This is a genomic window from Sorangium sp. So ce117 (assembly GCF_051524395.1).
Taxonomy (GTDB): Bacteria; Myxococcota_A; Polyangia; order Polyangiales; family Polyangiaceae; genus Sorangium; species Sorangium cellulosum_B.
Window position 1 is genome coordinate 1,695,057 of sequence record NZ_CP150309.1, and the last position, 15,734, is coordinate 1,710,790.

At 67.3% G+C, this 15,734-nt stretch carries 9 protein-coding genes; all 9 read right to left on the reverse strand.

Translation table 11 applies throughout. The features are described 5' to 3' along the window. Positions 1-74 precede the first annotated feature (74 nt). The 9 genes from WMF46_RS06305 to WMF46_RS06345 all read right to left on the reverse strand — a co-directional run bounded on the left by WMF46_RS06305 (position 75) and on the right by WMF46_RS06345 (position 15,538). Positions 75-5,636, reverse strand: coding sequence for a DEAD/DEAH box helicase (locus WMF46_RS06305; RefSeq protein ID WP_437984766.1), 5,562 nt, complete (start codon positions 5,634-5,636; stop codon positions 75-77). Positions 5,637-5,649: 13 nt separating this feature from the next. Beyond that, a complete protein-coding gene (locus WMF46_RS06310; protein ID WP_437984767.1) occupies positions 5,650-6,732 on the reverse strand; it encodes a hypothetical protein in 1,083 nt (360 codons plus the stop codon). Then, entirely contained in the window at positions 6,729-9,668 is a 2,940-nt protein-coding gene (locus WMF46_RS06315) for a hypothetical protein (protein WP_437984768.1), read from the reverse strand. Before WMF46_RS06315 ends, WMF46_RS06310 begins: the two co-directional genes overlap by 4 nt. A 10-nt stretch (positions 9,669-9,678) precedes the next feature. Next, a complete protein-coding gene (locus WMF46_RS06320) occupies positions 9,679-9,867 on the reverse strand; it encodes a helix-turn-helix domain-containing protein (protein WP_437984769.1) in 189 nt (62 codons plus the stop codon). Positions 9,868-10,007: 140 nt separating this feature from the next. Further along, positions 10,008-11,045, reverse strand: a complete 1,038-nt coding sequence (locus WMF46_RS06325; RefSeq protein ID WP_437984770.1) for a hypothetical protein — start codon at positions 11,043-11,045, stop codon at positions 10,008-10,010. After that, positions 11,042-13,072 (reverse strand): Druantia anti-phage system protein DruA, encoded by a 2,031-nt coding sequence (locus WMF46_RS06330; RefSeq protein ID WP_437984771.1) that lies wholly within the window; start codon positions 13,070-13,072, stop codon positions 11,042-11,044. Before WMF46_RS06330 ends, WMF46_RS06325 begins: the two co-directional genes overlap by 4 nt. Before the next feature lie 5 nt (positions 13,073-13,077). Then, positions 13,078-14,679 carry an ATP-binding protein gene (locus WMF46_RS06335; protein ID WP_437984772.1) on the reverse strand — a complete coding sequence of 534 codons (1,602 nt, stop codon included), beginning with the start codon at positions 14,677-14,679 and terminating at the stop codon, positions 13,078-13,080. A gap of 58 nt (positions 14,680-14,737) precedes the next feature. Next, a complete protein-coding gene (locus WMF46_RS06340) occupies positions 14,738-14,989 on the reverse strand; it encodes a hypothetical protein (protein WP_437984773.1) in 252 nt (83 codons plus the stop codon). 108 nt (positions 14,990-15,097) lie between these two features. After that, positions 15,098-15,538 carry a hypothetical protein gene (locus WMF46_RS06345; protein ID WP_437984774.1) on the reverse strand — a complete coding sequence of 147 codons (441 nt, stop codon included), beginning with the start codon at positions 15,536-15,538 and terminating at the stop codon, positions 15,098-15,100. Positions 15,539-15,734: the final 196 nt, after the last annotated feature.

Genomic DNA, 15,734 nt, shown 5'->3' on the forward strand with positions numbered 1-15,734 from the left:
GGCCACGTCGTCGGTGAGACGACGCTCCACTGCGCCTCTGGGTCCGTCGGTGCTGTCATGTCCCGACCTCTGACTTAGCCGAGCTTCTCGATGAGTTGTGCGGTGGCGTATGGAAGGCTCCGACGCACGACCAACTCGTCGACGAGGATGACCGGCAGAGACGCGGAGTACTCCTTGATATCTCGAAGCGCGACGTCCGTCGGTTCATCGGGCGTCAACGGTCCGTGCAATCCGATCGCGAAACGCGCGCCTCGACTGTTCGCGGCGAGGATGGGCGCGACGACGTCGCCGAGGCCGGGGACGGAAATCCGCTTGCCACGCTCGAGCGAGATGCCGTCAAGGCCCTGTCGATCGAGGTCCTCGAAGAGGAGGTCCGTCGACCGCGCGACGCGGGTCGAGTTCAGTGTTGGCGCAGCGTCGTACAGAGCGAAGCGCAGTAGGCTGGCCCCGAGGTGACGGTCGAGCAGGTCGTGCTCGAACTTGTTCTTGTAGCTACGAAGGCACCGGTAGCAGGAGCGGTCGCAGTTGTCGGGGCAGCTCTCCAACACCTTGAGCGCATCTTCGAACACAGGCAGCCCGAGCTCACCGACGCGCTTCGCGAAGCCGGCGCCGCCCGGCAGCGTGTCGTAGATGTAGATCTCTGCTTCACGCCCCTCTCGCCCTGCGGCGGTCAGCGCGGGACGGTACTCCGCCTGGAGTTCATTGGCCTCGAGTTCGAGCCGAGCGCACGCGGCCTTCGTGACTGCCTCGCAGAGCGTCCGCAGCGCGACATCCGTCGCGAGCACGCCAGGGACCAGCAGGATGGGCGCGTCGACGCGGATCGAGACGAGCAGTTCGTCCGTGATGAAATCGGTGCCGAGGACCAGCCCCTTCGTCGCGCCACCGCCGGCGCAGTTCGGAGCCCTCAGGTCGGGGTACGGCTTCCGATGAGCAGCGCCCACGACTCCCTTCGGGCTCGCCGTCGGCTCGATGAGCCCGCACCTCGTGCAGTACGTATAGCCCTCTTCGCGCGGACCACGGTTGGTGACGAGGAGGTGCTGACGCGTGTGGTGCACGCGGAGGCGCTCGTTCAACTGCGTCCACCTAGACGGATCCGCTGGGGCGGGCGCAGTGAGCTTGGCGCGCGTGGCGTAGCTCTTCGCAGGCACGTCATCGGGTGACGTCCCCTCTTCCTTGCTCACGGGGTGCGCAAAGCCCGGTGGGCGCAGCCACTGCGTTGCCGGGCCGAAGGTCCCGATGCCGCCGCATGCCTCGCAGTCCTTGGTCTCTCCCCGCGAGCCGCCGTCTAATGTCGTGGTCCTCGCGTAATGGCAGACGCTGCACTCGTAGTAGAGGCGCCGCCCCAACCACGCGCGGTATCGATCGTCGCGCATGGGCGAGTAGATCGCGCCGGAGGTCCACAGCTTGTTGCCGATCCAGACCTCCTTCCCTGGCGCGTACTGGGACAGCGCGACCGGGAGCCCCTGCGATGGCGTGAACCTAAAGACCGGCCTGTACATCGTCGAGTTGACCGGGTCGAAGACATGGAACGACGCGACGTCCGTCGGAAACGCGTAGCGGGGGAGGACGCCTTTGTAAAGCAGGCGGTCGAGGAGGTTCTCGGAGGCGGGGTCCCGGCCCGGCTTCTCCTCGCCCTGCTCGTCAGGTGCCTCTAGCGCGGTGTCCGTCGTCGTGGGCGGCGCGGCGGCCGCGTTGGGCGCTGACGCCGTTGTGGGAGCGGCTCCGGCAGCCGCGGTGGCGGGCGGAACGTATTCGATGGCTTCGTCGATTGGGCGCATCGTCTCTGCGACGAGTTCCTCGAGCAAGCGCATTCGGTCGTTGGCGTCGAGCTGCTCCGGTAACCACGCGTCTACCTCCGCACGCAACTTGGCCTCGCTCGCGCGCAGCCAGCGCTCAAGGTCCGCTCGATTGAGCACCTTCGCGGAGTTCCTGAAGTCCGCGACGGTGCCGAGCACCGCGAAGAGGTGGGGCTGGTCCTCTGGCTTGATCGAGGGGAGCTTCTCCTGGTGATAGCGCTGCAGGAGGTACGCGGTGACGTGCCTGCGGATGATCTCGCTGTTGTCGAGCGTGAGCAGCGGGTCGTCGACGGCGCCACGGATCATTTGGTCGGGGTTGGTGAAGTAGTGCTCGTCGTGGCTATCTGCGCTGCCGAACGCCGTAACCGTCGCGACCGCGTTCCCTCGACGACCTGCGCGACCTGCGCGCTGCTGATAGTTCGCCCGCGCTGGCGGCATGTTCCGCAACGACACGCCCGAGAGCGAGCCGATGTCGATACCGACCTCCATCGTTGTCGTGCAAGATAGGACATCGATGGCGGGTCGCTCTCGACCGGTCCCCTCTTCACCGAGGTTGACGTCCTGGAAGAGAAGTTCATGCTCCTCCGCCTTCGAGAAGACCTCATCAGCCTGCGCGCTGTTGAGCTGCGCGGTGTGCTCGGCAGCGATTAGTGCCATGGGTGGGACCGGGGGCGCCTTGAGCGCATCGAGCGTACTCGCGCGGTAGTAGCCCTTGCGCGCGACGAAGACCTTGTCCGTGTTGGGATCGATCGGCGTCGCGGTGTCCCGGCCACAGTTTACGCAGGTCGTGCGGCCGGGGAACGGACGCTGCGCGGTCTTGCAGGACTGGCAGTAGGCCCAAGGTCCACCAACGAGGAGAGCGACCTCGCTGCCTCTCAGATGGAACTTGTTGGGCGCGAGTCGCTCCCCGAAGCGGAGAAGCAGCTTGGGCAACCACTCCTTATTGAAGGCGGACCGCGCGGTCTTGTCTGCGATAAGGCGATCCATCTCGTCGAACTTGCCCGAGCGGGCCTGGAACTCACGGCTTGAGCCTCGCCACGCAGGCGGCATCTGGCTCATCCACAGCCCGGCGCGACCCCAGCAGCGGATCCAGGAGCGTGCGGTCGCGACCTTCTGCTCCGGCGTGACCGCGAACCCAGGGATGTCGGGGAGCGCTTCAACCCATGGGGTATCTTTCGCGCGTTCGCGGAGCGACGCGAGCGCTAGAGCTTCGAGGCCGTAGTACCGGTCACCCAGCGAGTTCACGATCGCGCGCAGCAGCGACTCAGGCGGATGCGACGCGCGGAGCCCGCCCCACAGGGTCAACAGCAGTGCGGGGTCGCTAAGCGCGCCGTCTTTGAGGGCGGCTTCCACGTCGAGATCGTCTTGGAAGCTCTCTCCCACCTTGAGCTCGGGCCGCAACCTGACCCCCAACTCCTTCGCCGCGATGAGCACGCTCAAGTACAGGTCATCGAGCGACAGCCGGTCGGCGACCGCAGGAGCCTTCGAGAGCCGGTCGTAGCCAGCGACAATCAGCGGGCGTAGCGCATCTTGCGTCGAGTACGTCTGGAGGTTGGGCGCGAGGCGCGCCGCCGTCTGACGCGAGTCCGAGAAGATGAGGACCTTGCGACCACGAAGCGGCGCGAGACGTGTTGCGCGCACGGGGCTCGGCGGCTGCACCTGGATCTGCTTCGCGATAAGCGCTTGGAAGGGCTGGTCGCCCTTGGTCTGATGATCCTGCACCGACGAACGTCCGAAGGCGGCGCTCCCGCCGCACACAGCGCAGGGGCGGAACGCTCCAGGGCTCGCGTCGCGCGGTTCATCATCCGCCGCCGGCTGTGACATCGCAGCCCGAACATAGACCCGTCGGTTTCGCGCGCCGGGCTTCTGCGGGTTCAACCGCCCGGTGATCAGGTCGTACTCCGCGGGCTTGGCGAGTTCGGCGAACACCGGATTCTCAAGCAGGAGATCGATCGGTGAGAGCTCGTCGACATATTCCGCGAGCGTCCTAAAGGCCCCCCCCGGCTCTGCCCACAGGAAGTTAGGGTCGTTCACGTCATTCGTATACGCGCGCGCGTGCGCGGAGCCGCAATTGCGGCACGTGAACAGCTCGAGCACTCGTGCGCCGCACTCGCACGCGTCACGCGGTTGGCTATACAGCTTGCCACCGGGGCCGCCTCGCTGGGCAACAGGCAGGCTCGCGCAGTTCGGGTCCATGCAGACCCATAGACCCGCGAGGCCACGGTAGAACGAGTGCACGCGGCAGGGCAGCAACCCAGGCTCCGTCGGTCCCCTTCGCGCGACGCTGCCGAGGGCAATGAGGTTCGTTACCGCGCGTGCTGCGATGTCGGCCGGAACATCCGCATCGAACAGCGCCGCGCCGAGCTCGTCAACCGGCTGCGCCTCCTTCATCGTCGAGTTGACGAGACTCGACATCGGCCCGAACGACTCCAGCGCCTTATAGAGGGACGGCTGCAGGTCCCACGGCTCGGGCACGTTGCGGTACTTGAGGAAGCTCGAGACGACCTTGAGCCGCGCTTCGTCTGTGTCTGCCTCATAGAAAGTATTGAGGTCGAAGGCCTCGAGCGCGGCGGCGTCGGCGGCGGTCCCCTTGGAGGCGCCGGGGCGCTTGAGCAGATCGCCCTCGACCTTCTGGAAGTCGGCGGGGTCCTTTCCGGTGAGCTGAGCCCCGAACTCGACGGCATAGTCGGCGCGATTAAAGCTCGCGCTCGTGCAGATCACCTGCAGGCGCGCCGGAGGGATGCCGAGCCGGGTGCGAAGGCGTCTGATGAGCAGCGCCACCTCAGCGCCCGCAGCACCTCGATAGAGGTGCGCCTCATCGATGACGAGGAGGAAGCGCTCGTCCGGGTTCTTCTCCAGCCATTCGCGGGTGCGGTCGAAAATGGGCCGCTCGAGCGGTCGCATCAGCATGTACTCGAGCATCGAGTAGTTCGTCACCAGCACGTCGGGCGGCGCCGCATGAACCTCATGTCGGGTGATGAGCTCGGGATCCTCGGGGAGCGTGACGCAGCGCTTGAAGTCGCCGTTCTTGTCGAGCCAGCGTCCCTTCCCGTACCAGGCCGCAAGGTGAGGCTTTGCCGGCCATTTGCCGCGCACCTTCAGCTCGTTCACGAGGTCCTTTGCTGCCTCCTGCTGCGGCGACGGCGGCCCCGACGCGAGCTCGAGATTTCCGACGTAGTACTTCCCGATCGGCTTCAGTCGGTCCTGGTCCTTATCCTTGTCGCGTACACCCGGGTACAGCGTCCGGCTCGTGTAGCGCGCGAACCGCGCAGGTCTACCGGACCAGCTGACGAAGCGCCGGACGACGCGCGGGTCACCGAGCAGCAGCCGCAGGCGGCCGAGCTGATCGTTGACGAGCGCGTTCATCGGATAGAGGACCATCGCGCGCACGGCGCTCGTCTTGCCGAACTCGGAGCCCTTCGCACTGGCCTCCATCGCGAGCTTGCCGAGAATTGGGAGGAGGAAGCACTCTGTTTTTCCTGAGCCGGTGCCCGTCACCACGACGAGGCTGCGACCTCCGACGAGCGAGAGCTGGGTCGAGAGCGCTTGGTGCTGGTACGGAGGATCGTGGATCAGGAGCCCGAGGTCCACCTTCGGCGCGGAGACCGACGTGAAGATTTCCAAGACGGCTGGGTCGAGTCCGAGTTCGGCGAATGTCTTGCCAGGCTGGTATCGCGGCGTGCTCTCGAGGTAGGGCCGCTGGTGGATGACGCCGACTTGGTCGAGGAGCGCGCCACGTTGGTCGACGAGCGCTGGGTGGCTCACGTGGTACGTGGCCTCGATGTAGTCACGCAGAGCGCGGTGGAGTTGCTGGGTCGTCTCGCCGATCGTTAGAGCCATTGTCGTTCCTGTTTTACTGGGGATTCGCGCCGAACTCTTCAACCCAAAGCGTGTCGCGCGCGAACCGCCGCTCCTCGTCGATCTCCGTCTTCGGAATCCGGTACGCGAAGAGGTTGCTCGTGCTCGGCACGGGTTCACCGATCGCGTCCCACCGTCGCCGCGCCCACGCGGGTACGGGCGAAAAGAACTCGAGCACAACGGAGGCCCCGACGCTCTGCGTGATGCGGAAGCGTTGGGGTGAGCATCGCTGGGCATCGAGAGCCATCTGGAGGTGCCACGCCTCGTCACATCCTCGCCACCGGCTCCCGCGCAGCGGGAGGTCGATCATCCGCTCCGGCTGGCCGTCACGCACTTGGACGTAGCACCAGAGATCGGCGCCGTACGCCTGGCGTCGCCGGGCGACGTAGCGGCCAGTCTGCGCCTTCGGCTCTACCCAGCGCCCTCGGTAGTAGTGCACCGGCCGCGTTGAATCGAGCAGCAGTAACCCCGGGATGTCTCTCGACGGGGCGACGCTGTCGAGCGAGCGATCCCGCGCCGCCACATGTTGAGAGGCGCTCTCCCGCGCGGGGCCCTTTAGCCAGTCGTTGAAGGTGAGCTCGAGCAGCCCGAGTTGTCGCAGCTCGGTGCGCAGATCCTCCCCCGCCGAGGGGATCATCCGACGGACATGCCCGACGTACTGGATGCGACGCTCCATCTCCGCGGGCAGCGGTGAGAGGTGGTCCGACGCGACGCCGAGGAGGATTACGAGCCCGCTCTGCCGAGCCACGAAACTCGCCGGGGCAGCGTAGAGGAGCACACGGGACGAAGACGTCTCCCCCTCCACGTCGGGCTGCTCGAGCACGTCGCCGTGCGCGATCATCGCCTCGAGCGTCGCCTCCACCAACTCCTGCGCCCTGTCCAGGTCAGGCACCAGTCCGCGCAGGGGGCGCACTACCGCGCGCACGAGCGACGCGGCAGAGCACGGGCACAGGAAGCTCGCCGCGCGCCTGAGGGCGCCCGCCAGCCCCTCCGCGGTCGTCAGGTCCAGCGCCTCCGGGTCGAGCCCGAGCTCGGCAATCTTGTGCGCGTGAACCTCCGCCGCAGTTAGGCGCTTCATGACCACCCCCATCCCGCGTAGATCTCGCCAGCCGTCGCGTGCTTCTTTTGCTGGTCCACGGCGAGGACGAGGAAGCGCGCAGCGCGCGCAAGCGTGGGTACCTCCAAGAGCTTGTTGATGCTCGCGTCGATGTGTTCCCCAGCCCAAGCCTCGAGGGTGACGGGATCGCTCGCCATGCGGAGCGCGAACTCAGCGAGCCACGTCGAACAATCGGGGCCCACGCCTTGAACCCGCCGCACTACGGTGGACCCAGGAGACCTTGGTCGGCTGATGATCTCTCGTCGGCTCTGGCTCGGCGGCACGAGCCGGAAGCTCTCCGCCAGCGATGCGAGGCTCGCGACGCGCTTCGCGGGTGACGTATCCGCGAGCGCCTCGTACTCCAGCTGGAGCTTCGCGCCGATGCCCGCCTCGGACCGGTCCTGAGAGATGCTCCGCTTGAGGTCAGCGAGCCCGTTGGGCGCGCCGACGTTGGTCTCGGCGCTCCTCCAGGCTTGGCCACCGAGCAACGACAAGATGTGGGCAGTAATGGCGCGAATGACGAGCCGCTGGCGCGCTCCTGCGATGAGATCTCCGGAGAGCCGCGCGGTCCCCCAGCGTCGGGCCAACGACAGGAGTTGCGAGACGGACTCCGGCGTGCGGTCTCGCACGTCGATCCGTGGCTCACGCTTCAGCTCCGCGAGGCCCCTGACGATAGAGGGCACGATGATCGACGCCTTGAAGTCCCGGAGGGTCGCGACGTAGAGCCCGCCGGCGCGAGGCGCAGCGTGCTCCGCGACACCCTGGAGCCGCTCTGCCACGGTCGGCTGGTCGAAGGAGTACCGCTCGATCAGCGGGGCGCCGCTGCCGGCGTCGTCGTGGAGCCGCGCGACGAAACCAGATGGGGCCCTGCGGAGCGACCAACGTAGCGGCGTGAATTCGCGCTCGCACCGGAGCGTGAAGGCGCCGAGCTCGTCTGCGGAGAACTCGACCTCGCAGACGCGCGCGTCGTCGTACGCGCGCTGCGCGGCCTCGTTCGCCTTCACGTTGCTCTCGAAGTGGCGCCGCCACTCTCCTCCGGCGAGGGGCAACGTGACCGCAGGGAGTTGGCGCTCAAATGAAGGCGCCCCGCCAGCGTGCGTGAACATGAGGACCCGGCACCGGAGCGGCCGCTCAGCGGGGCCGCGCACCGAGAGGTCAATCTTCCCCTCCCAGAGTTGCTCGAGCGTCGGGGCGGCGGGGTCCACCTCCACCATCAACGGTCCATGCGGTGTTATCCCCGGCGACCACGGGCGTGCTTCTCGGACGCGCATCACGACGTCGAGATCCCCGATCACCTCAGCGTCGGCGCCGCGCCCTCCGCGCGCCGCCACGCTGAACTTGTGGAGACCGATGCCGAGCGGCGGCAGCTCTATGAAGACTGGTTCGCCGATGGGCGTGTCCGTCAGCGACAGGGACAACGACGCGCCGCCATCCCCCATCGACACGACCAACTCGTCGATCGGGTGATCCGAGCGGACCGCGAGGGTCGGTCGCTCGGACGCGAGCCACTCGCCGTGGCCCTCGCCGTCCCACGCCACCGCCGCGAGCCCCGCGGGCCATACCTCGATGGATTTCGCCTGCGTGACCTGGAGCTCTCGGAGCGCCTGCTCCCACTCCGGCGTGAGCGCGCTCGGCACATCCAGCAGCACGCCGAAGACTCCCTTGCACGTCAAATCGACCGACCCCGCGAGCGCTGTGCGCGTGAGCGGCGTGGTGCTGAGGAGGAGGTAGCGCGAGCCTGCCCTGACGCGCATGCCCCGGGATTCGTATGCGAGGCCGTCGCTCGCGACCTTGAAAAGCCAGGAGGAACCGGGGCGCAGGAGGCACTCCGTGCGGAGGAGGTATTCGAGCTGCGGCTCGATGCGCTCAAATTTCAGCAGGACCTCGTCCGAGCGAGGCCACCGGGCGAGGGCGATGCGCTGCGGTCCGTGCAAGCACCGGCCGCGAGCCAACGGGCGCCCCGCCGCGCCTGCGACGGTGCAGCGGGAGTCCGTAAGGACCTCTCGAACGTGGGGGAATCGTAGGAGTAGGTGCGACAGGTCGGGGAGCTCCAGCAGCACTTCCCACAGCGCCCCCTCCATCGGCCGGAGGACGAGGCGCGGCTCGACCCCGAGGCGCGCGACCTCCGCGCGAGCCTCGTCCCGTCGTTGGACGGGCGTCGTGGCGGGCTTGCCGAGCGTGAGCCCTCGGATCCGTGCCCGCTCCTCTGCAGCGCGTCGAGCGTCGCGCAGCCACTCGCGCCCCCTCCGCTCGCGGTCGACGTCGTCGCCGATGCGCCTGAGCGTCGTTGGGTGAAGCAGCGTCCTAAAGCCCTCCTTACCCTGGAGGAGGAGCGCGGCCGCGATCTGCCCGACGAGCGCCGGCTCCTGGATGAGGTTCTGAAAGCGCGCGGAGGTGTTCCAGCTCCGCGACGCGATGAATTGTCCGAGCAGCAGCGGGGCGTCGAACAGCTCAGCGGAGAAGGAGTGCCGGAGCTCGTAGAGGATCCTCGCGAGCTGCTGCTGCAGATCGCGCGGCAGGATCGCGTGCGTGATGGGCCAACAGATAATCGAGAACTGCTTCGCCCACGCGCCGGACGGCTCCGCACCGCCGAACTTCTCCCGGAACGCAACGAAGACGTCTCTGATCCAGCCTCGGTCACCGCGCTCGGTCCAACCCGGCGTCTCCGCCTCGAAGGTCTGCCAGTACTCATCCCCCGCGTAGCGGTACCCGAGCTCCGCGGCGTATGCGATCCACGCGAGGGCGTGGTCTCGCGAGGGCGTCCAGAGACGGATGTGGGTGCGGATCGCTGCTGACAGCTCCTGGACATCGTCGGGCGTGAGGCCGTGCTCAAGCGCGAAGATCGGGATGTCCTTCCGCGCGCGAGCCAGCTCGCCGAAGTGAGTCGCTAGTCGTAGGTTCCACCCCCTAAGATCCATCCTCACCCGCTCACTTCCGCGGACGCGCGGGCGCGCGCTGCGCGTAGATCCACGCGTCGAGGTCGACGCGACGAACGTGCCACTGCCGACGGACCTTGAGGGCCGGCGACTCCCCGCGTTGCGCCATGGGATAGGCGGTCATCGCTGCCACCCGCAGCAGCGATGCGACCTCCCGGATATTGCGGACCTCGTTCGTCATCGTCAGCGGCCGCCGCGCGGTACCAGCGCTACCAAGCCAAGGTAGCCCACGGCATAGTAAGCGAACCTGGCACTGCGGTAAAGTGGGGGCGGCCGACCGGCTGCGGGCCAGGTCCCCCGACGAGCACGCGACCTCCGGGGCTAACGTGGTGCGAGGGGTGCGGCGGGACACCGACTCCGCAGCGCGCGTGGGCAGGTCGCGCACGCTGTCGGAGCCAGGTGCACGCAGTCGGCGATGGCCGCGCGGCGGTTGGCGGTACTCATGAACAGGTACATCGCCTGCTGAACGAGGCGCGGGTTGTAGCGCTGCAGCGCACTGTCGAACTCGGTCAGGTCGACGACTCGCGCGAGTTCGCGCAGGAAGTCGCGCCTGGCGTCGTAGGTGCCGTTACCTTTGTAGCCGATGGACGCAAGGAATAGATCGACGTTGCTGTCGATGACGACGTAGTAGGTCCAGTCGATCCCACGGGACCACGGCGCGAGGCCTCGCGAGAGGTCTGGGTTCGTGACCATCGAGAGGAACATGCTCGCGATCTTCTGGTTCACACGCCACGCGCGCGAGAGCTCACGCTCAAGCTCCTGCGCGCGTGTCAGCGGATCTGGCGCTCGCCTCATAACCAACCGACGCAGCGCCGAGAGGTCCTCGACGCCCGCCTCCCTGACCATCAATGCGATCGACGTAGGGACCTTACCGAAGTGCCCGTAGCGCTTAAGCAGGACGGTGTGCCGCTTGAGGTGACACGCGACCTTCGGGTTCGCGTTGCAACACCCCAGACGAGTCCGAGGATCCTTATCGAGGTCGCACTCCTCGGCGAGGGCGAGCGTCGTCCGCATGTGCGCGCAGCCGCCCTCGTCGACCAGCGCCAAGAGCTGCTCTGCGTCAGAGATCTCGTCCGCGTCGGACGCACCCATGCCCCGCAGAATGCGGAGGATCTGCACGTCCTGCCGGCGCTGGAACATCGCCGTCGCGACGAGAAGTCGAAAGAGGGCGCGGCCGTCCCCCGCGCGCAGGGCTCGCCGATCGACAGCGAACGCGCCCACGCGCGACGGGTCGCAGAACATCTCGAGGACGCCTGGGTCCGAAGGGCGCCGGAAGTGGTGCTCCAAGTACCACCGAACGACCGCCTTCGTCGCCGCGATTTGGCTTGCGCGCGGCCGCCCGAGCCTGTTCGCCTTCACGACGGATCAGCGAACAGCGGCAGCTGGCTCGACGAGGCACGCTGCTGCGTCACGCGGGCGCCGTGGGTGATCGGGTGCACCCTAGTGTGTCGCGAGACTTCCTCGAGCACTTCGTCGGACGTGATCCGGTTCCGGAGCCACCGTTCTCGCCACCACGCACCGATCTCTCCCGTGGCGGCGCGACCCTCGTCAAGGGGGATGATGGGCTCCGGCTTCGGGGCGAGCCCGATGAGGTAGTCGCGTAGATTCCTGATCAAGTTCACCGCGTAGACGACGCGTGGGCGGTGGTGACGCAGGAGCATACCGGAGGGCAGGTTAAGCATGTCGAGCGCCTGTCTCACCTTGCGGAGCTTCGGGCTCACCCCCTCGCCGAAGATGCTGTTCACGCGCTGCTCGTAGGACTGCTGCACGAGATCGACGAGCGCGTCGACCGTCTGCTCGGAGTACTGCGACGTACCAAACGCCTCCGAGCGCCCCAACTCCTCGTAGCGGATGACCTCATTGTCGGCGCCACCGAGGCGGTCGGCGGGGATCTTGATGCGGTTGTACTGACTCGATCCCACGCCGTAGAGCGACGTCGTCCCGAGCAGTACGAGCGTCGGCGCACGGACGATGGATCGGCCCGCAACAGAGGACGCGATCTCACTTTCGGCGGCCGTGTAGCGACGACGGTATTCTGCGACGACCTCCGGGCTCACTGCCATCATGGCGACGAGCTTCCCGCCGAGCAGCGCGTTGTAGGGCTGCACGGCGCCACAGACCGTGATGTCCGCGACCGCGATGCCTACGCGGTCGGCCTTCGCCTTCTTGACCACGCGACGGATCGCGTCGCTGCCGTAGCCGGTCGCCGCCAACGCGGCGAGCTTCTCCGCCGTCGGCCTGTCGCCGAACGCCTCGTTCAACACCGCCCGCGCGCGCAGGTAGGTCGCAAGGGCGAGCGCGCGCTTGCTGCGGAACAGGTGCGTGCGCGCTCGCGCGACCCAGTACTCGTCTCCGCACAGGTCGGCGCGCTTCCTCTTGAGGTCGCGCGCTCGCGCGTACCGGTGGTGTAGCCGCCGTTGCTCCGCGCCCTCCTTGAGCAGGCGCTCCAGCGAGGCGTCCGATGGGTCGGTGAGGTCTCGTGCCGAGAGAATTTTATCCTCGAGCAGGTCGGCGACGTAGATCTCGGCGATGGCCGCGTCGAGCGTGTTGACGAGCCACCGCGCCAGTGCGCACGTCGGCTCGCGCCGTACGCGCTCCAAGAAGGCCTCAGGGTGCCAGCCGATCCATGAGTCGCGCTCGCGGATTTGCATGATCGGGCTGCTCAGCGCGCCGATGCCCATCACCGGGTGGTTGTCGGCGGCGCGGTCGCGGATGAGGAACAGCATCGTGCGACCAGGGACGTTCGTATACTGGTTTGTCCACGTGTGGCGAAAGTAGCGCCAGACGTCCATGAGGCGCAGCCCGGTGTACGCGCACGTCGCGTTCTCCGATGTGACGAACTCGATGTACGGATCGATTAACTGAGAGAGCGCGTCCGCCCACCCATTGTTGAGGTGCGTGCGCGCCTCCCTGAGCCCTTCCGCGAGTTCACGGCCATCCCGCATCAGCGAGAAGATCGAGACGAACTTCCCGTCGTGGAGCCGCTGCCGCTCCATCGACCCGACGAAGCGCTGCACTGAAGGTTGCTGGAGCTGTGCGTTACGTTTCACCAACTCCTGCCTGCGAATGCGCGCCTTCTCTGCCGTCCTGTCGCCGTGCACAGGATTGGGTGGCCTGATCTCGACGCGCTCAGCGCGCACGCGGAGACCCCACCCCTGGATCGCGAGGTCGCTCAGGACGAGCCCCGCTGCGAGGAGGGCTTGGCGGTCAGAGCGCCGCGCCGCCTTTATTTCCGCGACGAACTCGGCGCGGCGCTTCTCCAGAGCCTCTTCGGCGCGATCATCCCGACGGATCTTCGCGAGCTCACGCGCGTGCTCCACGAACGCGTCTCGCGACGCCTTGCTCGGGAGCGGCGGCTCTAGCGTGGTCCAGGGGATCTCAGGCATTTTGGTCATTTGTCGTTCAGGAACGCGGCCAGGGTGTTACTCCACTCCAGCCGATGCTTCGCGAGCGCGGGCACCTTGCCGCGCGCTGCCGCCTCGCTCCGCGCTGCCGCGAGGAGGAGCAGTTCGAGCTTCGCGCGGAGTTGCGGGTCGCGAGCGGCCTCGCCGTCGGCGAGCGGCTTGTAGATCTCTCGGTAGAAGGGGTGGTCGGGGTTGAGCACGAGGACGAGCCGATCGGCGTCGTGCGCCAGCGTGAAGAATGACGTGTCCTTAACCGCGTGCTCGATGATGCTGTACCGATCTGTCTCGTCGGCTCGTTCACGCAGCGCGGGATGGCTCTCCTCTAGCTCCCGCATCAGCGCCTTCGCCGCGGGATCGGCGCCGCGAGGCAACGGACGGAGCAGGTGGTCGCGCTCGTTGGCGATGCGCTCCGCCTCGGAGAATCGTGCGCTCGCCTTCACGGCGAGGTGCGCCTTGCGCGCGCGGCCGTTCAGCGCGCGGGCGGTCGCCTCCAGGTCCGGCGTGAGCGCCTCCAACAGGTGCGCCTGCGGTCGAGCCTGTTGCTTCGTGTGGGTAATGCCGAACGCCTCATCGAGGATCGGATCGAACTCGATCTCGCACCGCCACCAGTCGTCGTAGTTCTCGCGGTGCTTGCTCCCCATGAAGAACCAGCCGTAGTCCACCTCGCGGCCGGCGCGCACGATGGAGACGCCGGCGCCCTTGGTCAGCCCGATGCGGCGCTTCTCGTCGTTGGAGAGCTTGTGCCACGCATGGACCGGTAGCTCCGTGAACCGGACCCGCACCCACCCAGTTTTTCGTGCGTCACCAGCGTCGGCGCGGACCTCGAAGCGCATTTCCTCGCCGAAGAGCTGAGCGCCAGAGACCTCGGCCTTCGGGTTGAGGTAGAGCGGGTCAAACGCCTCGAGCGTGTCCCCGTTGATCGTGATGCGGAGCCCCTTCCAGATGAAGTGGCGGAACCTCCGACCCAACTCTGCCTCGAGCTTCCGCACGATGGTCGAGACGCGGCGGTTGTCGAGCCTGTCGCATTGCGACCAGCACACGAACGTCCCGGAGGTCCCGGTGCAGGCGCCCGGCGGCGCCTTCACGATCCGGGGCTCGGGGACCTCCCCCATCTCGCAGCGCACGATCTCATCGACGTCGAGGTAGGAGTAGTACACGCGCGGGGATGATTCGCTCCCGCGTTGCGCGCCACTCTTCGCGTGCGAGGATGCCTGCCAGGTGTAGACGGTGACCCTCCGCGCCTGGCTCAGCGACGCGTTGGGGAGCCCCATCCCGTAACGTCCGAGCCCTCGACGATCGCCGAAGCGCGTGCTGCCGCCGAAGCGGAGCGCTTGACGTAGCGTGCCCGGGGCCATTCCGCAGCCGTTGTCGAGGACGGAGACCTCGATTGCCTTCTCCTCGTCGTCGCTGGCCTTGGCCGCCACGCAGATCGCGATGCGCGTTGCGCCCGCTTGGATTGAGTTGTCGACGAGTTCGGAGATCGCGCTGGCGGTGCCCTTGTACCCGGAATCGCGCGTCGCTTGGATGAACTTGTCGAGCGCGATAATCGAGCAGTCCTCGCGCCGCGATCCATGCGCTGCCTTCCTCATGGCGCCACTCGCGCCACTCGCTGCTGCGGATTCTTCTGTGGCATCACGCGTCCCCCCTCTACGCCGTCGCCGAGGCGCCGGTTTGTCGACTAAGCAGGGGCGAGGCCGCAGGTTGGAGGCGGTTCGAGTACTCGCGGATGGCCACCGCCTCCGCACGCGTGAAGACGATCGCCTTGTCCCTGTAGCGTCGCCCGTGGGAAATTTTCGGGGCCCTGCGCCACGGCCACAGGATCTGCCGAACGACGCCGACCTCCCGCTGGATGTCTGTCGCGGTGAGGTGCTCGACGCCCGCGATCTCGATCGGCATCATGCTGCTCGGCTGTCCAGGTTGTACGTCGTCACCGTGCGTCGTCGCTCGTCACTGATGGGTGCAAACTATCTCTCACCGTCGCGGCACGTCAAGCATCGTCGCGCACCGTCATGTGAGAAAACTCGTGGTTTTTCGGGCGACTAGCGCCAGCGCGTGGCTCCACGCCGCCCGCTGCTCGCACGTCCCGGCGTGCGCCACCGCCCAGGTGGGCCGCTCGGCCATCAGCTCGGCGCCGTCGACCGCTTGGAGTTCGAGGGCCCACGCCTGGATGTCGGGCGCGAGAAAGAGCAAGTTGAGCAGCTGAATCAGCCGTGCCCGCGTAAGCGTCAGCTTCCACGCCACGGCGGCGCCGTCGGCGACAAGACCCCGGTCGATGGCGCCCTGCAGGTGGTGCGCGAGGGCGAGCATCCGGGCCACTTTTGCGGGGCGCCGCACGGGCTGGGCCTCGGGGCGGCTGCTCAGTGAGGAGTACCGCGAACTGCCGCGGCGGAACAGCCGGCCGGTGAGGACGTGGTGGCCCCGCGGCGTCGGGGCATCGTTGCTCGTCATACGGCGGACTTCGAGCGCACGTCGGCGCTGAAGTTCAGCAACTCGACTTCCACGACACCAGTCTCCTCGTTACACACGGACCGAAGCCACCAGCGCGCAGCAATCGCTCTGGTTCTCCGACGTCATCAGGCTCCAGACATTCGCGAAGTCGCGTAGCGCGCCGAGCATCCTCTTCACCTCTGCGTCTGCGGCCTCG

What these genes read in the sequence shown, in the direction of transcription:
- WMF46_RS06315 (WP_437984768.1), bottom strand. Translation starts at nt 9,668, where the DNA reads ATGGATCTTAGGGGGTGGAACCTACGACTAGCGACTCACTTCGGCGAG.
- WMF46_RS06330 (WP_437984771.1), bottom strand. Translation starts at nt 13,072, where the DNA reads ATGCCTGAGATCCCCTGGACCACGCTAGAGCCGCCGCTCCCGAGCAAG.
- WMF46_RS06310 (WP_437984767.1), bottom strand. Translation starts at nt 6,732, where the DNA reads ATGAAGCGCCTAACTGCGGCGGAGGTTCACGCGCACAAGATTGCCGAG.
- WMF46_RS06305 (WP_437984766.1), bottom strand. Translation starts at nt 5,636, where the DNA reads ATGGCTCTAACGATCGGCGAGACGACCCAGCAACTCCACCGCGCTCTG.
- WMF46_RS06340 (WP_437984773.1), bottom strand. Translation starts at nt 14,989, where the DNA reads ATGATGCCGATCGAGATCGCGGGCGTCGAGCACCTCACCGCGACAGAC.
- WMF46_RS06345 (WP_437984774.1), bottom strand. Translation starts at nt 15,538, where the DNA reads ATGACGAGCAACGATGCCCCGACGCCGCGGGGCCACCACGTCCTCACC.
- WMF46_RS06320 (WP_437984769.1), bottom strand. Translation starts at nt 9,867, where the DNA reads ATGACGAACGAGGTCCGCAATATCCGGGAGGTCGCATCGCTGCTGCGG.
- WMF46_RS06335 (WP_437984772.1), bottom strand. Translation starts at nt 14,679, where the DNA reads ATGAGGAAGGCAGCGCATGGATCGCGGCGCGAGGACTGCTCGATTATC.